Below are 16136 nucleotides of genomic sequence, written 5' to 3'. Positions count from 1 at the left end.
GTTATAAAGTACTTGAGGTATCCTAACAGCAAAGATTATTGAAGAATAACCAGAGCCTTGCATGTTTAAATTTTTTGAATCACTCGTACAACCTTTGCCACCCGAAGAACCGACTCAGCCACCCAAAAGCTTATATGCTTTTTGCCGTCATTATACCAAAGGGTTCGGCGCGCCATTAATTGCGATGTCGGTGCTAACGGCTCTTTTGGCGATGCTAGAAGTGTCCCTTTTTGGCTTTATGGGGCAACTGGTTGACTGGTTGGTGACGAAAAACCCTCAGACATTATGGCAAGATGAAGGTGACACATTAATCACCATGTCGGTTATCGTGTTAGTCGTTATTCCCTTTCTAGTTTGGCTACATGCATCAATTGTTTATCAAACCTTGTTAGGTAATTACCCTATGGCTATCCGGTGGATGGCACACCGTTATTTACTAAAACAAAGTATCTCGTTCTATCAAGATGATTTTGCAGGCCGAGTGGCCACCAAAGTCATGCAAACAGCCCTTGCTGTACGTGAAACTGTGATGAAACTACTCGATGTATTGGTATACATTTTAGTCTACTTCACCTCAATGTTAGTCATGATTGCCAGCGCAGACTTACGCCTAATGCTGCCGATGCTAATTTGGTTAGCGGCTTATGTGGCTATCCAATGGAAATTAGTACCAAAACTTAAAGCTATAGCAACAGAACAAGCCGATGCACGTTCAACCATGACAGGGCGAATTGTTGACAGCTATACCAATATAGCCACCGTAAAACTGTTTTCTCATACCCAACAAGAAACCGATTACGCCAAAGACAGCATGATGATTTTTTTAAAAACCGTTTACGGCCAAATGCGTCTGGTCACCGTGATTAACGTATCAGTACAAATCATCAACTACATCTTAGCCTTCACTATTACTGCGGTATCTATTTGGTTATGGGCGGACGATGCCATCACAGTCGGCGCTATCGCTATTGCGGTTAGCTTAGCACTGCGACTCAATGGCATGTCACAATGGATAATGTGGGAAATCAGTTCATTATTTGAAAATATCGGCACAGTGACAGATGGAATGAATACTTTATCTAAGTCTATTTTGATTGAAGATAAAGTCGATGCCAAACCACTCAATGTTAGCCGAGGGCAAATTGACTTCAACCAGGTAAGCTTTCATTACGGTGAAAAAACGGGCGTGATTGAAGGGCTAGACTTGCACATTAAAGCCGGTGAAAAAGTCGGCTTAGTGGGGCGTTCAGGCGCGGGTAAATCTACCCTAGTGAATTTATTAATGCGTTTTCATGACATCGAAAAAGGTGAGATTTTAATTGATCAACAGGGATTAAAAGATGTCACCCAGGACTCATTACGCGCTCATATCGGCATGGTGACACAGGACACATCACTATTACACCGCTCCATTCGTGAAAACATTCTTTATGGTGACCCTAATGCCAGCGAAGCACAATTAGTTGCTGCTATTCAACAGGCACAAGCTACTGAGTTTATTGCCGCATTAACAGACCCACATGGCAATGTCGGCCTGGATGCTCAAGTTGGTGAACGTGGTGTCAAACTGTCAGGCGGACAACGCCAACGTATCGCCATTGCCCGGGTATTACTTAAAAATGCCCCTATTTTGCTGTTAGATGAAGCCACATCAGCACTCGACTCTGAAGTTGAAGCGGCGATTCAAGAATCATTATATGAATTAATGGAAGGTAAAACCGTTATCGCCATCGCCCATCGACTATCAACCATAGCCGCGATGGACAGGTTAATCGTATTAGACAAAGGCAAAATAGTTGAGCAAGGTAGCCACCAAGAACTTATCGCCAGTGGCGGTATTTATAGCCAGCTATGGGCACATCAAACTGGAGGGTTTTTAGGGCTAGATTAACCCAGTTTAAATGGCGTCATCCGCACGAACAAAAATAGCGGATGACGTTCTCTGGACTTATTTGAGCGCTCAATAACATTATTACCAGTACCTGCGCCTTGTTACCGCTATATGCCAAAAGCAATTTTATCAACTACCATAATAACCAGAAAACACGCTAACTATGGATAGGTTTTCACTGCTATGGATCAGCAATCATACGTTTATATACTCACCAACAAACCTAACGGCACTCTTTATATAGGGGTAACGTCTTCACTCATAAAACGTATATATGAACACAAAAATAACGTATGTGATGGGTTTAGTAAAAAATATAACACCAAGAAATTAGTTTATTTTGAAATTCATGATGATATTTATCAAGCCATCACTCGTGAGAAACAACTTAAAAAATGGCATCGAGATTGGAAAATCAAACTGATAGAGAAAAATAACCCTTACTGGTTTGATCTTTATGATGATCTACTTTAAATCCTACAATATGCCTTCAAATCAAATGCTCTACGTACAATATCGGCCACTACCGGCCAACTACCAAGATCGAGATCCCCGATAAAATATCTCGGGGATGAGGAAGAAAAACATCAAACCGGCAATCATATTGGTAATGCCGCGTCGGCAGTCATACAGGCAATGCATCACCCACCGTCATCCCGGTAATGCTTCTGGGCCGGGATCTAATCTTCATACAAAATATCTAAAATCGAGATCCCCGATAAAAGATCTCGGGGATGACGAAGAAAAAAATCAAACCGGTACTCATAGAGGTAATGTATCCACCTAGCGCCATCTCGGTAAGCTTCCACGTAGCGTCATCCCGGTAAGTTTCCACCTACCATTACCCCGGTAATACATCCCCTACCGTCATCCCGGTAATGCTTCTGGGCCGGGATCTGATTTATAAAATCTAAATGCCTTAAATAACAACTCGCGAAATGACGTAGACCCTAAGCTTTACCAATCACCACATTACAGTCGGGTAGTAGTTGGCGATACTTGTCTGCAAGGGCTTGTTTGGCCTCATCATCACCATGCACTATGCGAATATGTTTGGGTTTATGATGCATGCGTTTGACGAAGTTAATTAAATTAGCTTGATCAGCATGGGCTGAGTAACCGCTTATAGTATACACACCGGCTTTAATATCGATACGTTCGTCATCCAACATCACATAACCCCCTTCGGGGCCAAAGTTTTGAATGTCTCTACCAGGAGTACCTTGAGCTTGATAGCCAACAAACAACACATCAGCGGTAGGCTCAGATAAAAAGCGTTTTAGGTAATTCATAATCCGACCACCACTGCACATGCCAGAGGCTGCAATAACGATTGCAGGCTTATTACGAGAGTTAAGGTAATTGATCACCTCTAGATGGTCTTGATGACTATCGATAGTATAAAGTTGCTCAAAATCTAACGGATGACGGCCTTTATTAACCACCCGTTTAGCTTCACTATCCCATAAAGCTTAGAATTGCAGGTACTTCTGGGTGAACTTAGCTGCCATAGGAGAGTCGACAATAATATCAATATTTTGCCAAATAGGATTATGCTGGTTTTTAGCTATAATGTTTTCAAACTCATATAATAACTCTTGAGTTCTGCCAATGCTGAATGCAGGAATAAGTACCACACCATTATCGGCAACACACTTTTCAATAATCTGCTTAAGTAACTTACTGCGGTCTTTTCGCCCCAGATGATTCTTATCACCATAGGTAGATTCAATGACTAACGTATCGGCACGATAAGGACTGCGGGGACTGGCCAGTAAAGGAGCATAAGTGGCACCTAAATCCCCCGAAAACACCACTCGATGCTTTGCTTTACCTATTAGGTCAAACTGTAGTGGTCAAGTAAAATTGGCCACGGTTTTAGAGTCATTCCAATATAAACGTTCTGACTCATTTGGCGTTAACCCACCATTATATTGATGGGGCCTAGTTTCACTGTAATATCCAGTGATGTAATTTGTGATCGCTTTGTCTGCTTCTGTAAAATTCCCATAACCATTTACAGGTACCCATTCAGATTTCAAACTTCTAAAGAAACGCTCCATTGGTGCGTTATCCCAACAATTCCCGCGACGACTCATACTTTGCTCAATCTGAAGACGCCATAATAACTGCCTAAATTTCAAGCTAGTATAATGCGAACCCTGATCACTGTGATAAATCACATTCTCAGGTTTACCCCTTAACTCAAACGCCATATTCAAGGCTTTGCACGTCAGTTCACTATCTGGCGATAATGACAAAGCCCATCCCACAGGTTTGCGGGAAAATAAATCTAGAACAACCGCTAAATATGCCCAACGATTACCGACCCAAACATACGTCACGTCGCCACACCACACTTGATCTGGTTGGGTAACAGCAAACTGTCGATTAAGCGTATTAGGGATAGCTACATGCTCTTGTGTTGCTTTCCTATAAGCATGCTTAGGCTGCTGACAACTGACTAACCCAAGCTTTATCATGAGATTACGGGCTCGATAACGACTAAGTTTAATCCCTTTGTTAGTCACTAATTGCGCTATCGTTCGAGCACCGGCAGAGCCATTACTAATACGATGCGCGGTCTTCACTTCACTGCATAAAATTGTAAAATCAGCATCAATATGCTCTTTTCTTTTTAGCCAATATTTATAGCTACTTCGATGCACTTTGAATGCATTACAAATTGTGAGAATAGAGTGGCTCTGCTTGAGTTGGCTGATTAGCGCAAATTGTTCATCGAGTCTGACATCAAGAGAGCGGTAGCCTTTTTTAGGATAAGATTATGCTCCTCAATACGTGCTATGTGTTTCTTCAACTCACGAATTTCAATTTGTTCAGGGGTAATGGGAGAGGCTTTTGGCGTGCCACCCTGGCGTTCTAGTTTTAACTGTCTCACCCATTTATCCATGGTTGATTTACCCACGTTCATCGCCTTTGCAGCTTCGATGATGCTATGGTTTTTATCTAGGACTAATTGGGCTGCTTCAAGTTTGAATTCAGGACTAAATGTTTTTCGGGTTGTCGATCTCATGTGTTCACCTAAAGTAATTTACGAGGTAATAATATCACCTCTATTTAGGTGGCCAAAATAACTATGCCACTACAAACTCAACATAGGCTGAACCTAAGATATGTCCTGCGGGTTTAAACTTAAGTTTGACCTCAGTCACTTCATCCTGCTTAGTAGTGAAGTCAACAAGCGGCAATGATACCCATTGATGATAATCTATCGGCCGTATTAATGACCGAAGCTTTAATAAGAAAGCATCAATTAACTTTTTATCACGCGTCACGCCAATTTTTAATGCATCCTCAATCACTAACGGCAACAATGCCGCAGTCGCTTTAGTGGCATAAATCGGCTTATCAAAACCTGCTGCAATTAAATAAGGGATGCGACCGACATGGTCAATATGACAATGAGTAACAATTAACGCTTGAATAGCACTAATATCAAACTCAATTTGAAGCTGCTCAGCAGAAGACTTACCCGCCGTTTCTGCGCCTTGAAACAAGCCACAATCGATAAGGTAACTCGATAAAGCCTCACCTTGATTGATATCCAATTGGTGACAAGAACCTGTCACCCCATTTACCGCCCCATGATGAAGTATCCGCATAAAAATCCCTTTTATATTTTAGATAGACTTAACTTAGCACAAAAAACAGCCTAAACGGAAAGCGAGATCCCCGATAACAGATCTCGGGGATGACTAAATGGGGCCTGCCACTTGGATAACAAATAGGAGCAGCCAAAGGGATATGGAGGATGACAAATAGAAACTGCCACAGTGAACTCTGTTTGACTGATGACTGAGGTTGAAGGAGGTGACATAGCTTGGCTGAGCTTGATCAAGTTAACAACCTTAAAAACACCGGGGTCATCCCGGCAACGCTTCTTGGCCGGGATCTGCTCCCCAAAAACGTAAAAAGCCTTGAGTTTTCACTCAAGGCTTTAAACATATTAAATCACAATCTGTATTGAATAAACTTTGCTATCTAAGATGCAAAATTAACCACTTTGTTTTGAGAAAATGAATTTTTTGCTTTCTGTTGGTACAACAAATCACAAATTCCATCGGTAGGTGCAAAACCTGTTGGCGTGGTTAACAAAATGTCTCTGATAGCTTCATGATTAAATTCATGACAAGCAATGTCTAAGCGCTCCAGAATTTTAGAATACTCTGCCCAACTAAGGAAATTTTCATTAGCTGTCATGATACGTTCGTGCTCAGTACCAGTAACATCATCACCAATAAGCAGTTCTTCGTATAGTTTTTCACCTGGTCGCAAACCACTAAACTCGATTGCTATATCACCGTCTGGGTTTGTATCGCTTCTGACCTCAAAACCACTCAAACGGATCATTTTACTGGCTAAATCAACAATTTTGACAGATTTCCCCATATCAAGAACAAACACATCACCACCTTTGCCCATAGCGCCCGCTTGAATAACTAATTGAGATGCCTCAGGAATAGTCATAAAAAAACGAGTAATTTCAGGGTGAGTAACAGTAACAGGACCACCATTAGCAATCTGAGTTCTAAATAGTGGCACAACAGACCCTGATGAACCAAGCACGTTACCAAAGCGAACCATACAAAAACGAGTGCTATGTTTCTCTTTAGCAAAAGCTTGCAGTACTAACTCAGCCATACGCTTGGTTGTACCCATTACATTTGTTGGGCGCACCGCTTTGTCAGTAGACACCAAAACAAATGTTTCAACCTTAGCTTCAATCGCAGCTCTGGCAGTGTACAGGGTACCAAATACGTTATTTCTTACCCCTTCAACAACATTATGCTCAACAAGCGGAACATGTTTGTAAGCAGCGGCATGGTAAACCGTTTGTACACCAAAAGACTCCATTATGGCTTTAACTCGATTTTCACGCTGCACTGAGCCCATCATAGGGAAAATTTTAACATCTAAACCTAAATCTAATGCGGTAGCATTCAGCTCTCGTTCTATTGCATAAAGGCCGAATTCTGACAATTCAAATAAGACTAACTTCTTAGGAGCTTGCTTCAAGATTTGTCTGCATAACTCTGAGCCTATAGAACCACCTGCCCCTGTTACCATGACCACTTTGCCTTTAATATTACCAGCAAGTAAATCCTGACGGGGAGAGACTGAATCTCGCCCTAAAAGATCATCAATCTCGACCTCTTTTATATCCGTATATAATTTTGTACCGCTGACTAAATCTGACATTGCCGGAATAGTTAATACCTGAACTGCTAAAGGCTCAAGAGAACTTAAAATCTGCTGGCGTCTAGAGCGGGTAGCACTAGGTATAGCAAGCAATACTTTTGTAGCAGACTTTTGCTTAATTAACTTGCGAATTATCGAAGGAGGATGAACATGCACTCCCTGAAGTACAGTACCATGAAGAGTCTTATCGTCATCAACAAATGCGAAAGGATAATATTCGTGACTTTGCACTAAGGCGGTAAGTAACTGACGGCCGCTAACTCCTGCACCATAAATAATAACAGGCTCACCAACACGTTTGATGCCGGTACCGACTAGAGAACGTAATAAAGAGCGCGAACCGCCAATTAGCACTAAGCAGAAAGCCATGTAAATTAGTGGTACTGTACGAGGTATATTGGTATCGGTATAAAAAGACACTGTGACAAGTGCGATTGTTGATATTACAACCCCAACAAATATTGCCATTAGAGCTTGTAATCCCATATACCTCAACACAGCACGATATAAACCCAACCGAGTAAATGCAAACAAGCTAATAGGTAAAATTGTGGCAACAACCATCCAATAGGATGGATCCCAGAATAGTGACACATTATCTAAGCGAACAAACAAGGCACACCAGAAGCTAAACAAAATAAACAGAGTATCGACCAACAGGCTTACTACTCGTTTGTAAGCCCGAGGCAGAGAAAAAATGCTTTGCAAAAAATCCATTTTGCGCTCCTGAATAAAATTATTTTTAATCAAAACTACTACAACCTAAAATAGGTACATCCATTGTACTTTGTATAGTTAGAACAAACAGCCATTAAAAGACTAAAACCCGATCTAAACTACGTTAAGTTTTATAAATTTACAGATACGGTAAATTATCTAATGTTATCTAACAAAAACGGCAACTTGAACAAAAGGTTAATAAACCTTCTTCAGATAGGCACTACTTCACTGCATCACCAGAACCACTACCTGTAATGGTCATCAGAATATATTTAAAATAATTCGAAATAGTTAATCCATCAATCATTTGTCTATCTGTTTCGGCCAGAAGTTGTGGGGTCGACATATCGATATTTTGAACTTGAGCGAGACCTGTTACGCCTGGCAAGACATTATACACTCCTAATGCATCACGCTCGACAATCAACTCTTCTTGATTAAATAAATTAGGACGAGGACCCACTAAGCTCATTTCACCTTTAAGTACGTTAATCAATTGCGGTAGCTCATCAATTTTAGTTTTTCGTAAAAAGTTGCCTAACTTGGTAATCGATGCATTATTAGCTAGATGACTTGCTACAGACTTAGTCTCAACTGACATAGTGCGAAACTTAATCAGTTTAAACGGTTTTTTATATTTCCCAACACGTGTTTGGATGAAAATAGGCGAGCCAGTATCAAATAAACCAACAATAGTAACAATTAATAGAATAGGCCAAAGTAATAACAGACCAAAGAATGCAGCTAAAAAATCTATAAAACGAATCATTTGTTATTCCCTGAAAGTGAATCCATTGCTTGCTCCATCGTATAAGGTGGTGTCCAGCTCAAGACATCCTGAAGATTTGAACTGTCAACCTCTAAATTGCCAACTAACTGTTCTATCATCGCAGATCTACCCACGCACTTGGCCACTATACGCATTACACTGACAGGAACAGGTATTTGAATAGCAGATTTTCCCAGTCCTTTAGCAATAGCGTTAGTAAATTCCTTTGTTGATATGGAATGCCCATCAGATGCTAAAAAGGTATGCCCCGCCGCATTTGGATGTTTTGAACAAGTCATTAGCAAGTCAGCTAAATTTTGAACCGCGATAAAATCACGTTTATTATTAACAAACCCGAAGGGTAAAAAAGGCAATTTTTGAACTAACTTAGACAATAAACCAAAATTTCCTGGAGCATTTGGACCATAAACTAAAGTAGGCCTGATAATGACCACTTCTAATCCTGTTTCTTGTGCAATCTTCTTTAAGCCAACTTCGGCATCCCATTTAGACTTAGCATATGGACTGTTAGGTGAAGCCTTAGATTCAGAGGAAAAAGGACTATCTGAACAGTTAATACCGTTAACTAAGATTGAACTGACGTAAATAAAACGCTTAACTTTGAGATTGGCAGCTTTTCTGGCCAAATTTAAGGTTAAATCTACATTAACAGATTGTAACTCTAAGCTAGTATAACAAGTTGCATGAGCTAAGTTTGCTAGGTGGATGATTACTTGAGTTTCATTGAGTAATGACGAAGTCTGAGATTCAATAATGTCTGATATAGATACCTGACGTTCATTACTCAATTTAGGATCAAATACTCGGCGAGCAATAGCACACCGATAATCAAGTAATCGGTTCACATATGAACCGATAAACCCACTAGATCCCGTTAATAAAACTGATTCAGGACAAAACTCGGTAGAGCTACTATTGAACATAGAAGAACCTCCTTTAATTTTCATTAAACAGAGATCTAAGCCAACTCTGGATTGAATATTGATTCACCACACTATCATTTGGTTGTAGGTAGTTAGCATCAATAAACTCTTCAGGAATGCTGGGGGAGTATCTGTCAATTATTGCAATATTATGACTATTGAAAAAATCATAATTTTTTATATCTGCATTTGTGGTGATTAATTTCTTATTTAAACCAAGCATTTCTACAGAGCGCATGGTTAATCCAGTTTGATCGGGGTGTTGAATATCGATTACAGCGCTAGAATTGAGAAAAACATCCTTTATCTCTAACTTTGACATTGAAGTAAAAGAGACTTCGTTAAAAGAGATGAAATCAAATTCACGAGTAAACACTTTTTTTAATATAAAAAGTAACTTACTAGGACAATAGAAGAAGCTAAAAGTGTCATAACCTCTATCTTCAAATTGCTTCATAATCAATTTAGCAAGTTTGACTCTATCACTATGAACAGTGCCTATAAAAGACACTGCATATTGAGTAGAACTTAATGCATCTCTTTCAATGTATTTAAAATCATTATTATAAAAAAGCGCCAAGAAATTTATATCGACACAACTGATCCGATCAGTCGGATCGAAAGAAAATACTCTATCAAAACAAGATACAATTTTTTTTGCGTTGGGCTTATTTCTAAAAGAATCCCACATATATAAAATTGAAATCATACTTTTATTAGTAGACTGTATCTTGTCAATAAAACTTTTTTCTAAAGTCTCTGGAGATATCACTAACAAATAGTCGTATTTTGTTTCATCAGCTTTATTGCAAATTTTTGTAAAATGCTTTTCAATACCACTCTTAATAAAGGCTTTAAAGTTTAATCTATTAAGGATTTTAGCTACAGAGGATGTAAATGGGCGTTCATCAAAGTAATCAACATCTGCACCCAATGCAATAAACTGCTCAACTATATCGAGTTCATATCCAAAAAAAGATGGAGCAATAAAAAGTACTTTCTTATTTTTTAGCATAATTAATTAACACTTAATCAAGATTAGTTACTTATACAAACCTTTTGCTTTCATCTCAGCAATTGAACTTTCATATAAATCAGTTTGAACTTCTTGCTCATTAACCCAATCAGTAAATTTTTTCATCCCAGTGACAAAATCGACTTTAGGTTCAAAACCAATTTTAGATTTAATCAACGTTAAATCAGCAAAATTATGGCGAATGTCTCCAACCCGATAATTGCCACTAATTAGTATTTCGGAACTCGATTGATATACATTTTTCAACGTTTCCGCAACCGTCAGAACATCGGTACAAACGCCCGATCCGACATTGAAAATTTGATAATTAGCTTCCTCACTGAAAATAGAAAGCACTATAGATTCAACAACATCGTCAATATAAATAAAATCACGACTTTCGAGTCCATCCTCAAAGATATTTATATCATTGCCATTTTTAATACGAGTTGAGAATATGGATAGAATGCCTGTATAGGGGTTTGATAAAGACTGCCCTGCACCGTAAACGTTTTGAAAACGCAAAGACACTGTAGGAATCCCAGCACTTTGCCCAGTGATCATAAACATTTGTTCTTGAACTTGTTTAGTAACACCATAGATAGAAGAAGGATGAATTTTACTTTCTTCGTCAGTAGCAAGTAATTCAACGTTGACAGAACAAACTGGACATTTAACATTGAAATCACCTGAACCCATATCCCCTTCAATACGCGCATTCGGGTAGACAATGCCATGCTCAGAGCATTCATATTTACCTTCACCATAAATTGAACGTGATGATGCAATTACCATTTTGGTGATATTGTGTTTTTTATTTGCGATCAAATCTAAAAATATGGTGGAGGCCTTAATATTAACATCAGAGTATCGCTGTATTTGATACATTGACTGACCAGTGCCAGTTTCTGCCGCAAGGTGTACCACTGTATCAATATCTGTTAACGCATTTATCCAATCTTCACGTGACTCTACGGTTCCATGGATAAATCTAACCTTACCTTTTATTGACCGATACAGTGGTGATAACTCTGGGTCATCACCATGTATTTGAGGTGATAAATTATCGAGCACTGTTACATTGCAACCATTTTCTATTAACTTAAGAGCTAAATTAGAACCAATAAAACCCGCACCACCAGTAATTAATACATTTTTTTTCATTTTAAATCCTAAAAAAAGTTTCCAAAAACATCAGTTTTCTTCCAAATTCCATCGTTGACATCATAACGTTTAATAATTTTTGCAGGGCTACCTGCAACAACACAATGCTCAGGGAAAACGCCTTTTACAACAGAGTTTGCTCCAACAATGCATTGTTTACCGAGAATGGTACCAGGTAAGATGACGCATCCATACCCGATGAAACAATTTTCACCAATAACTGTTTCTTTAGAATGTAGTGCTTGTTCCATAATATGAACATTAATAGTTTTATATTCATGATCGACATCTGAAATAAATACGTTTGCTGATATTGTGGTTTTATCACCAATATCAACATTTAGTTTACTAATCAAATGCAAATTTTGTCCTACGGATACATTATCACCAATTTTAATTTTACCGCCTAAAGATTCAATCCGTGAATGCGGATATATTCTAACCTTTTTGCCGAAGAAAATATTCTTTACCCCAGAAATGTAAATAGGTTTACCTATGTATGACATTAAACCAAAAGAACCAAAAAATATCTTGTAGCGAATAGCTCTTAACATCCAAATAAATTTCATTTAAATAAAACCTTAGCAATATTTAGAAGCGAGTAAACTCTTATTTTAAATTTTGTAACTAGATTATTAGAAGAAAGTTCACCTCCATCTGATACATTACTTGAATGTCTTCGATAATAAACAAGGGGAAATTTTAGATATGAAACTGAAAAATAACTCTCACCAACTAAAGCTAACCATAGATCATGAGGTAACAGTTTATGCTTCTTGGGAAAAGGTAATGCTTTAGATAAAACATTCCGTTTAAATGCATAACAACAACCTAAATATCTACAGCGAATTAAACTGTTAAGAAATCCGAATGATGTTGAACGTGAATCAAAATAAGATTCATCTAAAACATTCAAATCTGGATCAACGACTCTAGCATCACTGATAACAAAGTCAGAGTGGTCTAATGCTTTTAAGAATAACTTTACTTTAGTAGGAAACCAAATGTCATCTTGATCTGACAAAAAAATTACTGCACCAGAAGCAAGGCTTAAAGCATTTTCGAAATTACCTGAATAACCTCTGACACCTGAGTTAATATATATTTTAATCCGACTATCATTAATCTCTCTAATAACGTCTAATGTATTATCAGTTGAACCATCATCTGAAATAACTAACTCATCATAAGCACTAAGCTGCTCTAGGATTGATTCAATTTGTTCTTTAATAAAAGGACTACCATTGTAGGTAGCCATACATACACTAATCAAGACAAACCTCTTTATTGCATGATACTTGGATAATCATCATAAACGACCGCCAGAATTTATTAATCCGTGGAATGTGCCTTTAAGATAAAATTTAAGTCTTGCGAGTTTATTTGATTCGAAAAAAATAATTTTAATGAATACTTTAATGACATTTATTAAAAGATATGCACAATATAATGGATCTATTAATAAATACTTGTAAATATAAAGGTACACATTTCTAATTTGATAATATAACCTAAATGGATTGTGATTATAAACAATAACATCCATTCCCAACAGATTAATAACTACAGAGGATCCAATTGTGTGAGTCATTTTAGCTAGTGGAACTTCAAATAGAGCATATCCTGCTCTCCTAAGCCGAGTGCAAAATTCAAAATCAACTAAATCAATAAAAAAATCTTCATTAAAAAAACCAATATCACTAATAACAGATACAGGATAAATGCAACCAGAAGTAATAAGGTTTCGTTTTTGTGTATTAGTAGAATTCGTTTCTGATGTTAAACATTCTTCATTTTGGATTACACCACAAGCAACAACTTTTTCATTAGAGTTGTCTAATAAAAATGACATAAGAGTACTAACATAAGTAGTAGAGAGTCCACTATCATCGTCTAATGTCAGAACAAAATCAGCCTTCAACTCCAACGCTTTTTCAAACCCTACATTTAATGAAGCTGCAATACCTAGATTAGAACTGTTTTTTATAACGATAACACCTAGTTTTGACAGTTCTGACATGTACAGGTCGACTCTACCAATACCAGAATCATCAATTAGAATAATTGAATTTATATTTTTTTCATCTAATAACTTCAATCTTTCAATCAACATAAAGTCAGGATCAAAAGTTGTTATAACTGCCACTAATTTACTTTTTATATTATTAAGCAAAACAATAACTCTTCAATTTATAATGATAAGGTTAATACAGAAATATTGACCAGGATTCGTAATCCCATACTCGTATGTTATAACTATTATTTACATCAATAAATGACCACAGTATGAATACAAGTGCGAAAGATAATAGAATGTAAAACAAACTAACAATATTACCTTTTAATTTACATTCAGCTATTCTTACTAAAGTTGCGATACAAAAAACATCAGTTATAACAGTTGCACGTTGAAATAATGCCGGAAACTCAAAGAAAAGGATGGAGAAAAATATAAATATCATCGAACTATTAATTAAGAATCTTGATGATTTATCAATATAATCACGACTTTTAAAGCCAAGATAAAATAGAATAATAACTGCATATATAAAAACTTTCGCTCTAGATATTAGTCCAATCTCTGTATCTTTTTCTAAAACATAAAATGCAATCGTCGTGCTAATGTTAGTATCAAAGCTACTGATAAAACTTAAATCTAATAGCGACAATAGACTAGATACAAATGTAACGGATAAAATAGATACTAAATAAAGTCGAAATGAAAAGAAACGATTTATGAATAATGATAAAACAATAAACATCAAGGAAAAGTAATGAAAAACAGATGAACACAATAAAAAAAACATACCATATATATATTTCTTGGAAAATATAAAACAGTATCCCACCAAAATAAATGCTACTGCAACCGACCAACGAATAACAATAAATTCGACTAATATAAAATACAAACATAAATACATTGATATACTGTAGAATGCATTTTTATTAAATTCAGCGTAAAAGTAAGATTTTAAAGCTATCGATATAAATGATAATACCAATGTAAAGGCAACAAAAGGAATTGAAAAATATTTTAGCAAAGAAACCAAATAGACGAAGCCAATTTCACCATAGTAGTATTTTAAATCAGAAAATTTAAAAACTGATATATCTGGAATACTATTATATAATTCAATGTAGTTATCATAATCTGATACTGCATAATAGTTACTTCCGGTTATAAATGTTACAAATAAAACCAATATTGTTGATAGTAATAAATTTACGCCTCTTGCTCTAACGAATAAAAAAACAAGAGACACTAATACAAATATTATTGGAGCGTAGTAGACAATCATTTATCAATCACATTTAGCAATGTTAGTTTATTTTTCATGACTATTTACCCGAAGATATTATAGTCTTAAATTTTGAACCGATATTTTTCCACGAATAATTCTGCATGATTTGAGAATTCCTTTCAATCTCAGAATCAATTTGTTTAGGACTCATAATTTCCAGACAGTATGTCAATTTATCTGTGACATCCAATGCTGAGAAACTATCTATCCGCAAATGGGAGTCTTTTAGTGGGGCATAATTCGATATTACTAGACAACCGGATGCCATGGCTTCGGCGCAAGGGTAGTGAAATGCACCATCTTCAATCAGCCCAACGGCTATTAAAATGTCACATTCGTTATAAAAATTTGCCAAATCAGCGTCAGAATTGACTTCATGGAAATTATAGGCAAATAATTTATCCTTATTGTCATCTGATAAATACAATGCAACATGAACTTCAATTTTTTCTTTTAGATGCTCTTCTAATGAAAAAAGTATGTCTACAATTTCATTTGATGCTTTATATTTCTCTTTTCTTCCAATAAACCCTACTTTCCATTTTGAAATATCTCGTTTAACTTTTTTGTTTTTATATAAATTTAAATCCACTCCTGCTGGAATTTCAGCGATATAGTTATTTAACCATTTTGGTAACAACTGTGTTGAATTTACAATTTTTTTCAACGGTAAAAGATAACTAAAAAATGCTAAAACCTTAAAAATAATGTTTTTATTTATTTTGGATTCATTGGCTTGTATATAGTAATACTTTGACGTTTTACGTGATAAAAAAATAGCTAAATATGCAGTTATAAAATAATTGGCGATAACTACGTCTGGTTTAAGCTTTCTACACAGAATAACAATTTCTAAAAGGTTTCTTAAATAATCGAATGGTTTAAAACCATCAGAATGAAATGTAGACTCAATAATATTAGCGCTTGTAGGATAGTAAGGTTTTGTACCATTTCGTGGTTTAACAAAAGATACATCGTTCTCTTTATTATCACCAATTAATTCAGTCGCTAATTTTGAAAGTACACGTTCACCACCGGCTCGACCAAACCCTATAACAGGGATAACTATTTTCACAAAACCATCCTAACGCTAAAAATATAAATACAT

General features: G+C 36.6%; 13 protein-coding genes and 2 pseudogenes. 2 read left to right on the top strand and 13 right to left on the bottom strand.

The window, feature by feature from the left end:
- The first annotated feature begins 61 nt into the window (after positions 1 to 61).
- Together ACRWQM_RS04925 and ACRWQM_RS04920 are read left to right on the top strand one after the other, a co-directional pair.
- Positions 62 to 1891, top strand: coding sequence for an ABC transporter ATP-binding protein (locus tag ACRWQM_RS04925; protein ID WP_434926769.1), 1830 nt, complete (start codon positions 62 to 64; stop codon positions 1889 to 1891).
- Positions 1892 to 2074: 183 nt separating this feature from the next.
- The gene (locus ACRWQM_RS04920) at positions 2075 to 2365 is read left to right on the top strand and encodes a GIY-YIG nuclease family protein (RefSeq protein ID WP_434931440.1); all 291 of its coding nucleotides are present in this window, start codon (positions 2075 to 2077) and stop codon (positions 2363 to 2365) included.
- Positions 2366 to 2841: 476 nt separating this feature from the next.
- Here the strand turns inward: ACRWQM_RS04920 and ACRWQM_RS04915 are convergent.
- From ACRWQM_RS04915 to ACRWQM_RS04855, 13 genes and pseudogenes are all read right to left on the bottom strand, one after another.
- A pseudogene (locus tag ACRWQM_RS04915) lies at positions 2842 to 3717 on the bottom strand (MBL fold metallo-hydrolase RNA specificity domain-containing protein); the annotation flags it as partial.
- 30 nt (positions 3718 to 3747) lie between these two features.
- A protein-coding gene (locus tag ACRWQM_RS04910) for an IS3 family transposase (protein WP_434929781.1) occupies positions 3748 to 4925 on the bottom strand; the annotation gives its coding sequence in 2 pieces (ribosomal slippage) (positions 3748 to 4667 and positions 4667 to 4925; 1179 coding nt in all).
- Between the two features lie 76 nt (positions 4926 to 5001).
- Positions 5002 to 5514 (bottom strand): annotated as a pseudogene (locus tag ACRWQM_RS04905) (MBL fold metallo-hydrolase); the annotation flags it as partial.
- A 379-nt stretch (positions 5515 to 5893) separates the two neighbouring features.
- On the bottom strand, positions 5894 to 7828 hold the full coding sequence (locus ACRWQM_RS04900; RefSeq protein ID WP_434931439.1) for a polysaccharide biosynthesis protein: 1935 nt from the start codon (positions 7826 to 7828) through the stop codon (positions 5894 to 5896).
- 223 nt (positions 7829 to 8051) lie between these two features.
- Positions 8052 to 8600, bottom strand: coding sequence for a sugar transferase (locus tag ACRWQM_RS04895; protein WP_434931438.1), 549 nt, complete (start codon positions 8598 to 8600; stop codon positions 8052 to 8054).
- Positions 8597 to 9544, bottom strand: a complete 948-nt coding sequence (locus tag ACRWQM_RS04890) for an NAD-dependent epimerase/dehydratase family protein (RefSeq protein WP_434931437.1) — start codon at positions 9542 to 9544, stop codon at positions 8597 to 8599. Before ACRWQM_RS04890 ends, ACRWQM_RS04895 begins: the two co-directional genes overlap by 4 nt.
- Before the next feature lie 13 nt (positions 9545 to 9557).
- Positions 9558 to 10559: a hypothetical protein gene (locus tag ACRWQM_RS04885; protein ID WP_434931436.1), complete on the bottom strand. Its 1002-nt coding sequence runs from the start codon at positions 10557 to 10559 to the stop codon at positions 9558 to 9560.
- Between the two features lie 27 nt (positions 10560 to 10586).
- Positions 10587 to 11723 carry an NAD-dependent epimerase/dehydratase family protein gene (locus ACRWQM_RS04880; RefSeq protein ID WP_434931435.1) on the bottom strand — a complete coding sequence of 379 codons (1137 nt, stop codon included), beginning with the start codon at positions 11721 to 11723 and terminating at the stop codon, positions 10587 to 10589.
- Between the two features lie 8 nt (positions 11724 to 11731).
- Positions 11732 to 12292, bottom strand: coding sequence for an acyltransferase (locus ACRWQM_RS04875; protein ID WP_434931434.1), 561 nt, complete (start codon positions 12290 to 12292; stop codon positions 11732 to 11734).
- Positions 12289 to 12981, bottom strand: coding sequence for a glycosyltransferase family 2 protein (locus ACRWQM_RS04870; protein WP_434931433.1), 693 nt, complete (start codon positions 12979 to 12981; stop codon positions 12289 to 12291). The genes ACRWQM_RS04875 and ACRWQM_RS04870 overlap by 4 nt, the downstream gene beginning before the upstream one ends.
- A 51-nt stretch (positions 12982 to 13032) precedes the next feature.
- Positions 13033 to 13869: a glycosyltransferase gene (locus ACRWQM_RS04865; protein ID WP_434931432.1), complete on the bottom strand. Its 837-nt coding sequence runs from the start codon at positions 13867 to 13869 to the stop codon at positions 13033 to 13035.
- A 58-nt stretch (positions 13870 to 13927) separates the two neighbouring features.
- On the bottom strand, positions 13928 to 15025 hold the full coding sequence (locus tag ACRWQM_RS04860) for an EpsG family protein (RefSeq protein ID WP_434931431.1): 1098 nt from the start codon (positions 15023 to 15025) through the stop codon (positions 13928 to 13930).
- Between the two features lie 40 nt (positions 15026 to 15065).
- Positions 15066 to 16103, bottom strand: coding sequence for a hypothetical protein (locus ACRWQM_RS04855; protein WP_434931430.1), 1038 nt, complete (start codon positions 16101 to 16103; stop codon positions 15066 to 15068).
- Between the last annotated feature and the right edge of the window lie 33 nt (positions 16104 to 16136).

It is taken from the genome of Shewanella sp. HL-SH5, from assembly GCF_051163755.1.
Classification (GTDB): Bacteria; Pseudomonadota; Gammaproteobacteria; order Enterobacterales; family Shewanellaceae; genus Shewanella; species Shewanella glacialimarina.
The sequence above is the reverse complement of the archived record's forward strand: the minus strand, read 5'-3'. Positions and strand labels throughout refer to the sequence as shown.

What these genes read in the sequence shown, in the direction of transcription:
- ACRWQM_RS04925 (WP_434926769.1), top strand. Translation starts at nt 62, where the DNA reads ATGTTTAAATTTTTTGAATCACTCGTACAACCTTTGCCACCCGAAGAA.
- ACRWQM_RS04920 (WP_434931440.1), top strand. Translation starts at nt 2,075, where the DNA reads ATGGATCAGCAATCATACGTTTATATACTCACCAACAAACCTAACGGC.
- ACRWQM_RS04900 (WP_434931439.1), bottom strand. Translation starts at nt 7,828, where the DNA reads ATGGATTTTTTGCAAAGCATTTTTTCTCTGCCTCGGGCTTACAAACGA.
- ACRWQM_RS04895 (WP_434931438.1), bottom strand. Translation starts at nt 8,600, where the DNA reads ATGATTCGTTTTATAGATTTTTTAGCTGCATTCTTTGGTCTGTTATTA.
- ACRWQM_RS04890 (WP_434931437.1), bottom strand. Translation starts at nt 9,544, where the DNA reads ATGTTCAATAGTAGCTCTACCGAGTTTTGTCCTGAATCAGTTTTATTA.
- ACRWQM_RS04885 (WP_434931436.1), bottom strand. Translation starts at nt 10,559, where the DNA reads ATGCTAAAAAATAAGAAAGTACTTTTTATTGCTCCATCTTTTTTTGGA.
- ACRWQM_RS04880 (WP_434931435.1), bottom strand. Translation starts at nt 11,723, where the DNA reads ATGAAAAAAAATGTATTAATTACTGGTGGTGCGGGTTTTATTGGTTCT.
- ACRWQM_RS04875 (WP_434931434.1), bottom strand. Translation starts at nt 12,292, where the DNA reads ATGAAATTTATTTGGATGTTAAGAGCTATTCGCTACAAGATATTTTTT.
- ACRWQM_RS04870 (WP_434931433.1), bottom strand. Translation starts at nt 12,981, where the DNA reads ATGGCTACCTACAATGGTAGTCCTTTTATTAAAGAACAAATTGAATCA.
- ACRWQM_RS04860 (WP_434931431.1), bottom strand. Translation starts at nt 15,025, where the DNA reads ATGATTGTCTACTACGCTCCAATAATATTTGTATTAGTGTCTCTTGTT.